At 60.1% G+C, this 13,574-nt stretch carries 13 protein-coding genes; 1 reads left to right on the top strand and 12 read right to left on the bottom strand.

The features are described 5' to 3' along the window. Positions 1-141: 141 nt before the first annotated feature. From AFK24_RS02775 to exbB, 6 genes are all read right to left on the bottom strand, one after another. Positions 142-1,542: an aminoacyl-tRNA deacylase and HDOD domain-containing protein gene (locus tag AFK24_RS02775; protein ID WP_065831791.1), complete on the bottom strand. Its 1,401-nt coding sequence runs from the start codon at positions 1,540-1,542 to the stop codon at positions 142-144. An 86-nt stretch (positions 1,543-1,628) separates the two neighbouring features. Then, positions 1,629-3,704, bottom strand: coding sequence for an ATP-dependent DNA helicase RecG (gene recG / locus AFK24_RS02770; protein ID WP_065831790.1), 2,076 nt, complete (start codon positions 3,702-3,704; stop codon positions 1,629-1,631). Between the two features lie 8 nt (positions 3,705-3,712). Further along, the gene (locus tag AFK24_RS02765) at positions 3,713-4,636 is read right to left on the bottom strand and encodes a hydrogen peroxide-inducible genes activator (RefSeq protein ID WP_065831789.1); all 924 of its coding nucleotides are present in this window, start codon (positions 4,634-4,636) and stop codon (positions 3,713-3,715) included. A gap of 92 nt (positions 4,637-4,728) precedes the next feature. Then, positions 4,729-5,478, bottom strand: coding sequence for an energy transducer TonB (locus AFK24_RS02760; RefSeq protein WP_065831788.1), 750 nt, complete (start codon positions 5,476-5,478; stop codon positions 4,729-4,731). After that, positions 5,475-5,900, bottom strand: coding sequence for a TonB system transport protein ExbD (gene exbD / locus AFK24_RS02755; protein ID WP_065831787.1), 426 nt, complete (start codon positions 5,898-5,900; stop codon positions 5,475-5,477). Before exbD ends, AFK24_RS02760 begins: the two co-directional genes overlap by 4 nt. Positions 5,901-5,903: 3 nt before the next feature. Beyond that, positions 5,904-6,863, bottom strand: a complete 960-nt coding sequence (exbB, locus tag AFK24_RS02750; RefSeq protein ID WP_065831786.1) for a tonB-system energizer ExbB — start codon at positions 6,861-6,863, stop codon at positions 5,904-5,906. A gap of 215 nt (positions 6,864-7,078) precedes the next feature. On the opposite strand from exbB, the gene AFK24_RS02745 reads away from it, so the two are divergent. Beyond that, positions 7,079-7,927 carry an SDR family oxidoreductase gene (locus AFK24_RS02745; protein WP_065831785.1) on the top strand — a complete coding sequence of 283 codons (849 nt, stop codon included), beginning with the start codon at positions 7,079-7,081 and terminating at the stop codon, positions 7,925-7,927. A 141-nt stretch (positions 7,928-8,068) separates the two neighbouring features. Here AFK24_RS02745 and AFK24_RS02740 read toward each other — a convergent pair whose 3' ends face one another. The 6 genes from AFK24_RS02740 to AFK24_RS02715 all read right to left on the bottom strand — a co-directional run bounded on the left by AFK24_RS02740 (position 8,069) and on the right by AFK24_RS02715 (position 13,334). Next, positions 8,069-8,803 carry a hypothetical protein gene (locus AFK24_RS02740; RefSeq protein WP_065831784.1) on the bottom strand — a complete coding sequence of 245 codons (735 nt, stop codon included), beginning with the start codon at positions 8,801-8,803 and terminating at the stop codon, positions 8,069-8,071. A gap of 52 nt (positions 8,804-8,855) precedes the next feature. Beyond that, positions 8,856-9,236 carry a RidA family protein gene (locus tag AFK24_RS02735; protein ID WP_065831783.1) on the bottom strand — a complete coding sequence of 127 codons (381 nt, stop codon included), beginning with the start codon at positions 9,234-9,236 and terminating at the stop codon, positions 8,856-8,858. Between the two features lie 23 nt (positions 9,237-9,259). Next, positions 9,260-11,365: a bifunctional GTP diphosphokinase/guanosine-3',5'-bis pyrophosphate 3'-pyrophosphohydrolase gene (gene spoT, locus AFK24_RS02730; protein WP_020293323.1), complete on the bottom strand. Its 2,106-nt coding sequence runs from the start codon at positions 11,363-11,365 to the stop codon at positions 9,260-9,262. Positions 11,366-11,425: 60 nt separating this feature from the next. Then, a complete protein-coding gene (gene rpoZ / locus AFK24_RS02725; protein WP_020293322.1) occupies positions 11,426-11,689 on the bottom strand; it encodes a DNA-directed RNA polymerase subunit omega in 264 nt (87 codons plus the stop codon). A 147-nt stretch (positions 11,690-11,836) separates the two neighbouring features. Further along, a complete protein-coding gene (gene gmk, locus AFK24_RS02720; protein WP_065831782.1) occupies positions 11,837-12,457 on the bottom strand; it encodes a guanylate kinase in 621 nt (206 codons plus the stop codon). A gap of 13 nt (positions 12,458-12,470) precedes the next feature. Then, positions 12,471-13,334 (bottom strand): YicC/YloC family endoribonuclease, encoded by an 864-nt coding sequence (locus AFK24_RS02715; RefSeq protein ID WP_065831781.1) that lies wholly within the window; start codon positions 13,332-13,334, stop codon positions 12,471-12,473. Between the last annotated feature and the right edge of the window lie 240 nt (positions 13,335-13,574).

Genomic DNA, 13,574 nt, shown 5'->3' with positions numbered 1-13,574 from the left:
CTCCCTTTGGTAGGACCGGACTTGTCCGGGAAGTCAGCGGCCCGGATACGGAAATCCGTCAGTCAGATCAGCACCGGCAGAGCGGCCTTTTCGGGGACAAGTCCCCTCCTACCGGTATTGCAATCAAGGTGCTATGGCCGATTACTGCGGAGCAAACTGCGAAGCCAGTTCGCGCAGCAGCACTTCGGCTTCCAGGACCTTGCGCACCGAGTCTTCGGCTTTTTCGCGGCTCAGGCCCAGGCGCTCGAACAGTTCTTCGGGAATCTCTTCCTTGGGGCCGGAACCGATGCCGTTCTGGCGCAGCAATCGCACCGACAGATACACCAGATTGGCGTACTCGCAGTGAACGCCGTCATACGAAGGGTCGTGCTGGAAGCGCAACGCAGTGGCCAATTCGTCCGGCATGTCCCAGTAGCGCATCAGCCAGGAGCCGATCTGTTCGCGGCTGATGCCCAGCAAATGCTGCTCGACATAACTGTGATGCAGGTGCGGATTGACCTCCAGCTGGCGGCAGATCAGCGAAAAATGCGGCGGAAACACGTGGGCCAGCAGCAGATAACCGAAGTTGTGCAGCAGACCGCCCAGGTAGGTCAGGCCGGCTTCCGGGCGCTTGGCGCGAGGCATCGCGCGGGTCAGGCCCTCGATGACCGCAGCGGTGTAGATCGACTGCTGCCAGTAAGGTGTGGTCTGTTGCGGATGATCCTTGGGCAAGCTCAGGGTTTTGCCCAGCGCCAGGCCCAGCGCCAGATTGATCACCAGATCGAAACCCAGAACTCGCACAATGGCGTCTTCCACCGAGCGAATCTTGCCGGTCGAAGCGTAATACGGCGACGCCGCCCAACTCACCACCTGAGCAGCCAGCGCCGGATCGGTTTCGACCACGCCGGTAATGTCATCGATAGTGGCATCGGGGTCGACGCGCAGCTTGATGATGCGCTGCGCCGTTTCGGCCAGAGGCGGGATTTCCAGGGTCGCTTCCAGGCGCTGCTGGATGCGCCGCGCCGTGAAGGCGTGCATGGCCTGGGTAATTTCTTCGCGGTCGTCGTCGGGACGATCCAGGTTGGGGTGAATCGTGCTCAACAGCTCGCCGAAACGCGCGGCGCTGGCTTTGTTGAGCATGGTCTTGAAGTCTTCACTGCTGATTTCCAGCAGAATGCCCGGCTCCCCGGAACCGACCAGTACCGTTGGCTCTTGCAGCAGGCGCTCTTCATACAGACACGGTGAGCTGGTCAGCGCCGGGATGCCTGGCAACGTGTGCAGGCTGTGTTTGGCCAGCATGCGCAGCAAACGATCATGAGGGACCGCCGTCAGCTTGCGCCCGGTCAACTCAGTGATCCGGTTCAGATCCAGTAACTGATTTTGCGGAAACAGAATCAGAAGCGCACCGACAGCGTCCTCGACCAACACCGCCTGCACTTTGCGCGCGGCAGGCAGACGAGTGTCCTCAAGAACTTCGCTGTAGCTGATCGCTAATTTGCCAAGCAATTGACGAATAACGGTCGGCGCATGGGGAGCGTCATCAACGTGGGCGACTTCTGTCATGGTCTGTATCCAAATTCCTACAATCGCTGAAGTATAACCAGCTTAGTTATAGAGAGTGTGAAGCACTCATCAAAGCCTGACCCGCATCACACCTGACCATATTGCTGGCCGTGTCGCAGCCAGCGCTCCAGCAGCGGACTGACATGTTGCGGCCAGCGTTCGAGCAACGCTTGAGCGGCGTCACGCACCGCAGGCAACAAGTCTGCGTCGCGCATGAGGTCTGCCACCTTGAACTGCAGCAAGCCGGTTTGCCGGGTGCCGAGCATTTCGCCCGGCCCCCGCAGCTCAAGGTCTTTTTCGGCAATGACAAAGCCGTCGTTGGTTTCGCGCATGATGCCCAGGCGCTGACGGCCGATCTGTGACAATGGCGGGTGGTAAAGCAGAACGCAATGACTGGCTGCACTGCCCCGACCAACACGCCCGCGCAATTGGTGCAGTTGCGCGAGCCCCAGACGCTCGGGGTTTTCGATGATCATCAGGCTCGCGTTGGGCACGTCCACGCCGACTTCAATGACGGTGGTCGCCACCAGCAACTGCAACGCGCCTTGTTTGAACTCCGCCATTACCGCAGCCTTCTCGGCGGGTTTCATGCGCCCGTGGATCAGGCCGACCCGCAATTCGCCCAGGGCGCTGGTCAGGTCTTCAAAGGTTGTCTCAGCTGCCTGGCAAGTCAGCTCTTCGGATTCTTCGATCAAGGTGCAGACCCAATAGGCCTGACGCCCTTCGGCGCAGGCCGCGCGCACCCGCTCGATCACTTCGATGCGCCGACTGTCGGTAACCAGCACGGTATTGACCGGAGTTCTTCCGGGCGGCAGCTCATCAAGGATCGAAGTATCGAGATCGGCGTACGCGCTCATGGCCAGGGTTCGCGGGATGGGCGTTGCGGTCATGATCAACTGATGCGGGCACATCAGGCCGCCGACGCCTTTTTTGCGCAGGGCCAGACGCTGCTGCACGCCGAAGCGGTGCTGCTCGTCGATGATCACCAGCGCCAGATTCTTGAACTGCACTTCATCCTGAAACAACGCATGGGTACCCACCACCATCGGTGTGCCGCCCGCGATCTGCGCCAGCGACGCCACCCGCGCCTTGCCCTTGAGCTTGCCCGCCAGCCACGCGACTTCGATACCCAGCGGTTCAAGCCAGCGCTGGAAGTTGATGAAGTGCTGTTCGGCGAGGATTTCCGTGGGCGCCATCAACGCCACCTGATAACCCGCTTCCAGCGCCTGCAATGCCGCCAAGGCCGCAACCACGGTCTTCCCGGCGCCGACATCGCCCTGAATCAGGCGCAGCATCGGTTCGGGCTGGCTCAGGTCATAGGCAACTTCATTACCGACGCGCTGTTGAGCACCCGTGGGCGGGAAGCCCAGATTATCGAGAAACTGCTTCGGCAGCCTCTTCGCCAGCGGCAACGCCGGGGCACGCTGGGAACGCAGGCTTTCACGCAAGCGCTGCTGCGACAGTTGATGGGTCAACAGCTCTTCGAAGGCCAGGCGGTGTTGCGCCCAATGGTGGCCGATAGCCAACTCTTCGACATCGGCGTCGGCCGGCGGGTGATGCAGGTAACGAATCGCTTCGTCCAGCGGTGCCAATTGATAATCCCGCGCCAGCTCTTCCGGCAGCCAGTCAGGCAGGCTTTTCGGACCCAGCATCGCCAATGTCTGCTGAGACAACTGGCGCAGACGTTGCTGGGTCAGGCCTTCGGTAGTCGGGTAGATCGGGGTCAGGGTCTGTTCGACGGGCGCGGGTTCGTCGCCGGTCAGGGCGCGGTATTCCGGGTGATAGATTTCCAGTCCGGACGCGCCAGGACGCGCTTCACCAAAGCAGCGCAAATGGGTGCCGCGCTTCATACCTTCCTTCTGCGCATTGCTGAAGTGGTAGAAACGCAGACTCAAGGTGCCAGTGCCATCGCCCAGCCGCACCAACAGGCTGCGCCGCTTGCCCATGACCACATCGGCGCCGCTGATCACGCCTTCGATCACCGCGTCCTGTCCCGGTCGCAACTGACCTATGGGCACGACACGGGTGCGGTCCTGATAACGCAAAGGCAGGTGAAACAGCACGTCCTGCAGGTTTTCCAGACCGACCTTGGCCAGTTTTTCAGCCATGGCCTCGCCGACGCCCTTGAGCGCCGTGACCGAAACCGTGGAAAGCTCGCCCATGGCCCGACTTAGCTCGCTTCGGCTTTCGGACGCGCGACGGAACACAAACGCACGGAGTCAGCGAGGATTTCAATCGCTTTAGGCCGTGGAAAGCTTGCGCGCCAGGCGATGGCAACGGTACGGAACGGCACCGGTGGCGTCAGCGGACGAACCTCTATCACGCCAGGGGCGTAGTGATGGCTGTCGACGGCGGACATTGGCAGGATCGAAATACCCAGGCCGGACGCGACCATGTGGCGAATGGTTTCCAGCGAGCTGGATTCCACCGTGGTGTGTCTCGCGCCTTCGCTGCCTTTGACCAGAGTCGGACAGGCTTCAAGCACCTGATCCCGGAAGCAGTGACCTTCGCCAAGCAGCAGCAGGCTCTTGTCGTTGAGCGCCGAGGCATCGATGGAGTCTTTCTGGGTCCACGGATGGTCTGCGGGCATCAAGACGTAGAAGGGTTCGTCATACAGCGGCAGCGTCAGCACATCGGCTTCGTTGAACGGCAGCGCAATGATGATCGCGTCCAGCTCGCCGTTGCGCAGCTTGTCGCGCAGGATATGAGTGAAGTTTTCTTCGATGTACAACGGCATTTGCGGCGCAACGCGATGCAGCTGCGGAATCAGATGCGGGAACAGGTAAGGCCCGACGGTATAGATCGCGCCGACCTTGAGCGGAGCGGTCAGCTGGTTCTTGCCGGCCTGCGCCAGTTCGCGGATGCCTTGAGCTTGTTCGAGAACCTTCTGCGCCTGAGCGACGATGCCTTCGCCGACCGGCGTCAGGCGCACGGCGCTCTTGCTGCGCTCGAAGATCAGCACACCCAGTTCGTCTTCCAGCTTCTTGACGCCCACCGACAATGTCGGCTGGCTGACGTGGCAACGTTCAGCCGCGTGGCCGAAATGCTGTTCCTGGGCGAGGGTAACGATGTAGCGCAATTCTGTGAGAGTCATAGCGTGCGTCCATGAAGTTGCGGCCCCAGCATAGCGGCTGCAATCGATAGACGCACGTTATCAAGGCCACTCCTGTGTATCAAAACTGCGTTTCAGCGCTTATCCAGCGAATAAACGAACGGCGCCAGGATCTCGATAGTGCCATTGTTCAGGGTTTCCGCCGGCGGCTTGGGCAATGGCTGGGCGCGACGGATCATTTCCATCGTGGCCCGATCCAGTGCCGGACTGCCTGAGCTGCTGGCAATCGAGTACGACAAGACGTTGCCATCGGCATCGACCACGAACCGCAGACGGCTGACGCCCTGCATGCCGCGACGACGTGCGTCCTCGGGATACTTCTTGAACTTGGCCAGGTGGCGCAGCAAGTCGCCTTGCCAGCTTGGCAACGCCGTACTCGGCGGCGAAGGTGGGCTCGGTGGGGTTGGCGCAGCAGATTTCTCGACCTTGGCGGTCGTCGGCGGCGTGTCCATCGGCTTTTCTTCGACCGGTTTTTCCTGAGGAGGCTCAGGTTTCTTGATCGGCTTGGGCGGCTGTGGTTTCGGCTTGGGCTTGGGTTTCTCCACCGGCTTCTGCACGGCGATTTCCGGCTTCGGCGCCTCAGCCACTTTCGGCTCGGGGATCTGCTCCTCGGGCTCTGGCGGTGGCGGCTGCACGACGGCAGGTGGAGGCGGCGGTGCCGGAACAGGCTCGGGAGCCAGCTCGACCATCATTGCCGCCGGTGGTAGCTCGATTGCCTGGGATGCCGGCCAGCGCAGCGCAACAACGATTGCGATGGCATGCACGGCAAGCACCAACAACAGACTACCGCCATAGCGCGTCAGTTTTTGGCGCGAATTGATCATTTCTTACCAACCGTCTCGAGGCCGACCAGACCGACTTTCAGGTAGCCCGCGCCGCGCAAGGCGTTCATGACTTCCATCAGATCGCCATAATCCACGCCTTTATCGGCCTGGAAGAAGATCGTCGTGTCCTTCTTGCCTTTGGTCTTGGCATCGAGAATCTGGCCGAGCTGTTCACGGGCGACCTTGTCATCGCCCAGAAACAGGCTTTGGTCGGCCTTGACGCTGAGGAAGATCGGCTTCTCGGGCCGAGGCTGTGGTTTGGCGGTCGAGGCCGGCAGGTCGACTTTGATATCAACCGTTGCCAATGGCGCGGCCACCATGAAGATGATCAGCAGGACCAACATGACGTCGATGAACGGCGTTACGTTGATTTCGTGGTTTTCGGCGAGGTCGTCGTCGCCTTCCTTCAGATGCATGCCCAAGGTTTAGCCCACCTTGACCATGTGCGGCGACTGGGAGCGTTCGTTCGGCTGGTGGTCAAGGTCACGGCTGACCAGCAGCAGGACTTGAGCCGATGCGTCGGACACTTGCGCCTTGTAACCGGCAATGGAACGGGCGAAGACGTTGTAGATGACCACCGCAGGAATCGCGGCAACCAGGCCCAACGCGGTAGCCAGCAAGGCTTCGGCGATACCCGGTGCAACCACGGCGAGGTTGGTGGTCTGGGTTTTGGCGATACCGATGAAGCTGTTCATGATGCCCCAGACGGTACCGAACAAGCCTACGAACGGCGCAGTGGAACCGATGGTCGCGAGCACGCCGGTGCCCATGCTCATGTTGCGGCCACAGGCTGCAACCAGACGCTCAAGACGGAAGCTGACGCGTTCCTTGATACCTTCACGTTCGCGGCTGTTGACCGACAAACGCATTTCTTCCAGGGCGTCGTGGACCAGCAGATTCGCCAGCGTACCTTGTTTGGCGGCGCTTTCGCTGGCTTCGGTCAGGGTGCGCGCCTTTTTCAGGTTGGCGATTTCAGTGCGCAGACGGCGCTTGGCGCCCAGCAGTTCGAAACCCTTGGCGATCCAGATGGTCCAGGTAATGATCGAGGCAATCGCCAGGCCGATCATGACCGCTTTGACGATGATGTCAGCGTTCTGGTACATGCCCCATGGCGACAGGTCATGTGCCATGCCCAGGCTGTTATCTTCTGCTTCGACAACTGCCGGGCCTTCAACGGGCGCGGCGCTCTCCTGCAGAACCGGCGCGGCGGTCGGTGCCGGAGCAGCCGAAGTCGCTGGCGTGCCGGCCGGTGTCGTTGGCGCAGCTTGATCGGCCAATGCAGCAGGGACGATCATCAGGCTCAGCAGCAACGCTGCGATTGCCCGCCATGCGCGCGGCAGGCTGGGGAGTTTGGTTGGCGAAGCGGAAGAGTTGATACGTGTCATGCTGGCCGGACCTGAGTGAAGAAAAGGTGGGTCGTTCTGCTACGTCGCGCGATGCGTTTGACGCAGGGAGGAGAACAAACGGGCCGTCATTATTGCAAGTAATTCTTGTTAACAAAAGTAACACAGTATCTTTTTTTCTATCAATCGCAGTTGGCTGACCGGCTTTCACCCCCGCTCCAGCTGCTTTAACACGCCATTTGTTGTGGAGATTCGACATGTCCGCCCCCTCCGTTTTGATCGCTGGCTGTGGCGATATCGGCAGCCGTCTGGCTAATCATCTGCTGCCGCAGCAATGGACTGTCTACGGCCTGCGCCGCACGATTGCTCATTTGCCCGAAGGTGTCATCGGGGTTGCAGGCGATCTGTTTCAAACCCAGGCGCCCGCCAGCTGGCCTGCGACTGACCTCGATTACCTGGTGTATTGCGCCACCCCGACCGAGCGCGACGAAGCCGGTTATCGCGCAGCTTATATAGAAGGGTTGCAGCACGTGCTGGCCTGGCTCGCCCAACATGGTCAGCAGCCCAAGCGCATTGTTTTCGTGTCCAGCAGCAGCGTTTATGGTCAGCAGCACGGCGAATGGGTCGACGAAACCTCGCCGACCGACGCCAGCGGCTTTTCCGGCAAGGTCATGTTGGAGGCGGAGCAAGTCGCGTTGCAGAGCGGTTTCCCGGCCAGCGTGGTGCGTTTAACCGGGATTTATGGGCCAGGACGCAGCGATTTGGCCAACCGGGTTCGTCAGGGATACAGCGTGGCCATCGAACCACCTTTATATGCCAACCGGATTCATGCCGATGACGCGGCGGGGCTGCTGGCTTACCTGCTTGAGGCGGATTCACGAGGAATTGATCTGGAAGAGTGCTACATCGGCGTCGACGACGCGCCCGCGCCGCTGGCGGAGGTGGTCGAATGGATGCGCGAGTATTTGGGCGTCACCGAATGGGCCGAAAACTCGGCGCTGCGTCGTTCCGGCAGTAAACGCTGCAGCAACGCACGCGCCAAAGCGCTGGGCTGGGTGCCGCGCTATGCGACGTATCGGGAAGGGTATGCGGCGTTGTTGGGTTGAACCTGGCCCCTTAGGACCGGCTTCAGCCGTGAGAACAACAGGTCAGCCAACACAATTGCTGCGAATGGCTGCCCCCCTCCCGGCTGAAGCCGGTCCTACAAAATGCATTCCAATTCAAATGGTTGCGTGAACCGTGCTAAATCAATTGCGCTCAAGCAACCAGCGGCGTGCGCCTGGGCGTAGCTCTGGCATCTGGTCTGCGCCGGCGTTGTTCACCGCCTGGAAAATCTCCAGCTGCTTGCCGGTGCGCGAGAAGATCCACGCATTGCCTTGCTCGGCTTTTTCCAGCCACATGCTGTCGTATTCGCCGCTCATCGCGGCACAATCGCCCGCCAGACACAGCGCGTAACGATCGTTTTCCGGAAGACCCTGCACGCTGCCATCCGGCATAAACTGCACCGAGCTGCCTTGGCCGTCGCCGCTGACGATGGTCCATTTGCCGCCCAGATAAGCGCCGTACAGGGCTTTTTCGAAGCTGCTGCCCGCTGGAGCACCTGCAGGAGCAGGGGTCTCAGGTTTCTGGAAGCGCTGTTCCGGGCCGGATTCGCTGGCGGCCTGAATCAACTGATCGCCCTTGATCTGCAAGTTTTCGACAGAGTTGTAGTAGTCGATGCGCAGTTTGCCATCGGCGGCACTGGCAATCTTGCCTTCGCCCACTTCGAACCCGTTCGAATACAGCGCCTGACCGGCCTTGGTGTTGATTTGCCATTCCAGGTTCGGACCGTTGGCGAGCAGCGCCTGACGGAGATTGTCGCCCTTGACGGCGGCGTCGATGGCGGCCTGGTTGATCCAGGTACCGTCGGGATTGCGGTCAGCGTGGCTGGCACAGCCGGTCAAAAAAACGGCAACCAGCGAGAGGGCAAGCGCAAAGCGCATAACAGAGTCCTTCCTTTCAGGTGCGGCGGGGCGGTGACGCCCCGCTGGGGATTTATTCGATGACGAGAATCGCGTCCATTTCGACCTGCGAGCCGCGCGGCAGGGCCGCAACGCCGATGGCTGCGCGCGCCGGGTAAGGCTGCTCGAAATATTTGCCCATGATCTCGTTGACCTTGGCGAAGTTGCCCAGATCAGTCAGGAAGATGTTGAGTTTGACGATGTCCTTGAACGAACCGCCTGCCGCTTCGGCAACCGACTTCAGGTTTTCGAACACCTGAACGACCTGGGCTTCGATGCCTTCGACCAGCTCCATGGTTTTCGGGTCCAGCGGGATCTGCCCGGACATGTAGACAGTATTGCCAGCTTTGATGGCCTGAGAATAAGGGCCGATGGCCGCAGGTGCCTTGTCGCTGGTGATAACAGTCTTGGTCATGAAGAACTCCTGATTATGGTTGGCTACGCACGCATGCGGGTAATGCGGATGACCCCGGTCAAGGCGCGCAGTTTTCTGATAACGCGGGCCAGATGCACACGGTCGTGAACGCTGACCACCAGCTGAACCACGCTGATGCGCCCATCGCGCTCATCCATGCTGATTTTTTCGATGTTGCCGTCGGCCGCGTTGACGCTGCTGGCCAGAAGCGCGATCAGGCCGCGCTGATGCTCCAGCTCGACGCGCAGCTCGACATTGAATTCGCCGGTGACGTCCTTGGCCCAGGACAGCTGGATGCATTTTTCCGGGTTGTGGCGGATTTCACTGATGTTGCGGCAGTTATCCAGGTGCACAACCATGCCTTTGCCTGCGGACAGGTGGCCGACAATCGGGTCGCCCGGGATCGGTGTGCAGCACTTGGCGTAGCTGAGCACCAGACCTTCGGTGCCGCGAATCGCCAGCGGACCTTCGGTGCTCGGCAGTTGCTCGCCTTCGCCCAACAGGCGGCGCGCGACCACGTAAGCCATGCGATTGCCCAGGCCGATGTCTTCGAGCAGGTCTTCGATGACTTCGACACGGTATTCGGCCAGAACCAGTTGCACACGCTCGGCCGGGATTTTTTCCAGGCTGCTCTCGAAGCCGTTCAACACTTTGTTCAGCAAACGCTCGCCAAGGCTGATCGACTCGGAGCGGCGTTGCAGCTTGAGGGCGTGGCGGATATGGGTGCGAGCCTTGCCGGTGACGACAAAATTCAGCCATGCCGGGTTCGGACGCGCACCCGGCGCACTGACGATCTCGACCGTCGAGCCGCTTTGCAGTGGTTCGGACAAAGGCGCCAAGCGACGATTGATCCGACAGGCGATGCAGCTGTTGCCCACATCGGTATGCACCGCATAGGCAAAGTCCACCGCCGTGGAGCCTTTGGGCAGCTCCATGATCCGGCCTTTGGGCGTGAAGACATAAACCTCGTCCGGGAACAGGTCGATCTTCACACTTTCGATGAATTCCAGCGAATTGCCGGCACGCTGCTGCATTTCCAGCACGCCTTTGACCCATTGGCGAGCCCGGGCGTGCGTGCCTTTGGGCACTTCGTCGTCCGATGACTTGTACAGCCAGTGAGCGGCGATCCCGTTGTTGGCCATTTCTTCCATTTCGCGTGTACGAATCTGGATTTCGATGGGTACGCCATGCATGCCGAACAACGTCGTATGCAGCGACTGATAGCCGTTGGCTTTGGGAATCGCGATGTAATCCTTGAAGCGGCCGGGCAGCGGCTTGTACAAATTATGCACAGCGCCGAGCACGCGGTAGCAGGTGTCGACCTTGTCGACGATGATGCGAAACGCGTAGACATCCATGATTTCATTGAAGGCGCGACGTTTGCCGCGCATCTTCTTGTAGATGCCATACAGGTGTTTCTGCCGCCCGCTGACTTCGCCTTCGATCTCATCGACCGCCAGACAATGGCTCAGGGACTCTTCGATCTTGTTGACCAGCTCTTTACGGTTGCCCCGCGCGCGCTTGACCGCCTGACCGATACGCGACGAACGCATCGGGTACATGGCCTTGAAGCCCAGGTCTTCGAATTCGATACGAATGCTGTGCATGCCCAGCCGATTGGCAATGGGTGCATAGATTTCCAGGGTTTCCTTGGCGATGCGGCGGCGCTTTTCACCGGAAAGGACTTCCAGGGTGCGCATGTTGTGCAGCCGGTCGGCGAGCTTGACCAGAATCACCCGAATGTCGCGGGCCATGGCCATGGCCATTTTCTGGAAATTCTCGGCCTGGGCCTCGGCCTTGGTCTCGAAGTTCATCTGGGTCAGTTTGCTGACCCCATCGACCAGTTCGGCCACGGTTTCGCCAAACTGGGCGCAGAGCGCTTCCTTGGCGATACCGGTGTCTTCGATGACGTCATGCAGCATCGCAGCCATCAGGCTTTGATGATCCATGTGCATGTCAGCAAGGATATTGGCCACCGCAAGAGGATGCGTGACGTAGGCTTCACCGCTACGACGGCGCTGGCCGTCGTGGGCTTGTTCGGCGTAGAAATACGCTCGGCGGACCAGATTGACCTGCTCCTTGCCGAGGTAGGTCGACAGTCTTTCGGCGAGGGCGTCTATGCTCGGCAAGGGATTACCCCCTGCCAATGGCTTGTACCCTGCGCCGTACTACGTCGACCCGGCATAGGCTTAGACGGCCTCGTTGGACTCGTCCTCAAACGCTGCGAACAATGGTTCATCTTCAACGATTTCAGCTTCGGCGATTACGGTGTAGCTCATCAAGCCCGCTGCGATTTCACGTAGGGCCATAACGGTGGGCTTGTCGTTTTCCCAGGCCAGCTTTGGTTCTTTGCCGCCGGTTGCCAGTTGACGGGCACGCTTGGTGGAGAGCATGACCAGCTCAAAGCGGTTATCCACGTGTTCTAGGCAGTCTTCAACGGTTACGCGGGCCATGGGTATTCCTCGTAGCAAATGCGGATGCGCGATGCCCGGATGGGCGAGCGGACTCGGTAGTTTACAAGCTCGGAGCCCTATGCTTCAAGCGGCAAGCCATCAGCGGCCTTATTTAGCTGACCGAAGAGGGCTTGCAATGGATCAATTTCAGGCCAGCAATTGCGCGAGCAACTGGCTGAAACGCTGCTGCTGATGCGGCTGGGTCAGCAGGTTGGCGCGGAAAATCGCTTTCAGGTCTTCCAGTGCGGTAGCGAAATCGTCATTGATCACAATGTAGTCGTAATCCTTGTAATGACTCATCTCGCTGACCGCTTCACGCATGCGACCCTCGATGATTTCATCGCTGTCCTGGCCGCGATTGGTCAGGCGCTGACGCAGCGCTTGCTGGGTCGGCGGCAAAATAAAGATCGACGTGGCCGCCGGCATCACTGCGCGAACCTGCTCGGCGCCCTGCCAGTCGATTTCCAGAATCAGGTCATGACCTTCGTCCAGCGTCTGCTGCAAATGGCTTTGCGACGTGCCGTACATATTGCCGAAAACCTCGGCCTGCTCGAGGAAATCGTTGTGTTCGATCATGCGCAGGAACTCGGCGCGATCAACGAAGTGATAGTTCACGCCGTCTACTTCGCCCGGACGCATGGCGCGGGTAGTGTGCGAAACCGATACGCGAATCGACGGCTGAGCGTCGACCAGGGCCTTGACCAGACTGGTCTTGCCCGCGCCGGAAGGGGCGGAAACGATATACAGGGTGCCGGTGCTGTGGGTCATGTCAGGGTTAGCCTTACTCAATATTCTGCACTTGTTCGCGCATTTGCTCGATCAACACTTTGAGGTTGACCGCCGCTTGGGTGCTGCGCGTGTCGAAGGCTTTGGAGCCCAGGGTATTGGCTTCGCGGTTGAGCTCTTGCATCAGGAAATCCAGACGTCGCCCGGCTTGTCCGCCAGCTTTCAGCACGCGGCGCACCTCGGTGACGTGGGTGCTGAGGCGATCAAGCTCCTCGGCGACATCGCTTTTCTGCGCCAGCAGGACCATTTCCTGCTCCAAACGCTGCGGATCAAGCTCGGCCTTCATGTCGGCAAAACGATCCAGAACCTTCTGGCGCTGGGCCGCGAGCATCTGCGGCACCAGGGTTTTCAGGGTTGCGACTTCGGTGGTGATCGAGTCCAGCCGCTCATTGAGCAGCTTGGCCAGATCGGCACCTTCGCGACCCCGGCCGTTTTTCAGCTCGGTCAGCGCCTCATTGAACAGCGCCAATGCTTCATTATTAAGTGCCTGCGGATCGCTGGCATCGCCCACCAGAACGCCGGGCCAGGCCAGCACTTCCAAAGGATTAAGCGGCGCGGGCTGCTGGATCAGGCTGGCCACGATTTCGGCGGCGGCCACCAACTGAGCGGCACGTTCGCGATCAACCTGCAGCGGCTTACCTGCGGTTTCTTCGACAAAGCGCAGGGTGCATTCCACTTTCCCTCGGGAAAGCCCTTGGCGCAACGCCTCGCGGATTGCGCCTTCGAGGTCACGGAAAGACTCCGGCAGGCGCAGGTGTGGCTCCAGGTAACGATGATTGACCGAGCGCAATTCCCAACTCAGTGTGCCCTGAGCCCCGGCCCGTTCGACCCGGGCAAAAGCCGTCATGCTGTGGACCATGGCAAACACCTCTATAAATGCGGTGAACAGCGCACTGTTTCGGCCAGTGACCAAAAGATGTCACGAAAAGTCGAGAGGCTGTAAAGGCGCAGGATTGTAGCGCAGTGCGACGGATGCTCCCAATCCGGGAATGCGACAAGCGATGCATGGTGTCGCGCGCTGCACCGTCAGCGCCTGCAAACGCCCGCTCCAGAGCCTGCCAGCACGCTGGATCGACCTCACCTGAGTTTTAGATGTGCC

It is taken from the genome of Pseudomonas syringae (assembly GCF_001698815.1).
GTDB classification, from domain to species: domain Bacteria; phylum Pseudomonadota; class Gammaproteobacteria; order Pseudomonadales; family Pseudomonadaceae; genus Aquipseudomonas; species Aquipseudomonas syringae_A.
The sequence above is the reverse complement of the archived record's forward strand: the minus strand, read 5'-3'. Positions and strand labels throughout refer to the sequence as shown.

Bases quoted from the DNA above. Each gene is read 5' to 3' on its own strand.
- AFK24_RS02775 (WP_065831791.1), bottom strand. From the start codon at position 1,542: ATGACAGAAGTCGCCCACGTTGATGACGCTCCCCATGCGCCGACCGTT.
- recG (WP_065831790.1), bottom strand. From the start codon at position 3,704: ATGGGCGAGCTTTCCACGGTTTCGGTCACGGCGCTCAAGGGCGTCGGC.
- AFK24_RS02765 (WP_065831789.1), bottom strand. From the start codon at position 4,636: ATGACTCTCACAGAATTGCGCTACATCGTTACCCTCGCCCAGGAACAG.
- AFK24_RS02760 (WP_065831788.1), bottom strand. From the start codon at position 5,478: ATGATCAATTCGCGCCAAAAACTGACGCGCTATGGCGGTAGTCTGTTG.
- exbB (WP_065831786.1), bottom strand. From the start codon at position 6,863: ATGACACGTATCAACTCTTCCGCTTCGCCAACCAAACTCCCCAGCCTG.
- AFK24_RS02745 (WP_065831785.1), top strand. From the start codon at position 7,079: ATGTCCGCCCCCTCCGTTTTGATCGCTGGCTGTGGCGATATCGGCAGC.
- AFK24_RS02740 (WP_065831784.1), bottom strand. From the start codon at position 8,803: ATGCGCTTTGCGCTTGCCCTCTCGCTGGTTGCCGTTTTTTTGACCGGC.
- AFK24_RS02735 (WP_065831783.1), bottom strand. From the start codon at position 9,236: ATGACCAAGACTGTTATCACCAGCGACAAGGCACCTGCGGCCATCGGC.
- rpoZ (WP_020293322.1), bottom strand. From the start codon at position 11,689: ATGGCCCGCGTAACCGTTGAAGACTGCCTAGAACACGTGGATAACCGC.
- gmk (WP_065831782.1), bottom strand. From the start codon at position 12,457: ATGACCCACAGCACCGGCACCCTGTATATCGTTTCCGCCCCTTCCGGC.
- AFK24_RS02715 (WP_065831781.1), bottom strand. From the start codon at position 13,334: ATGGTCCACAGCATGACGGCTTTTGCCCGGGTCGAACGGGCCGGGGCT.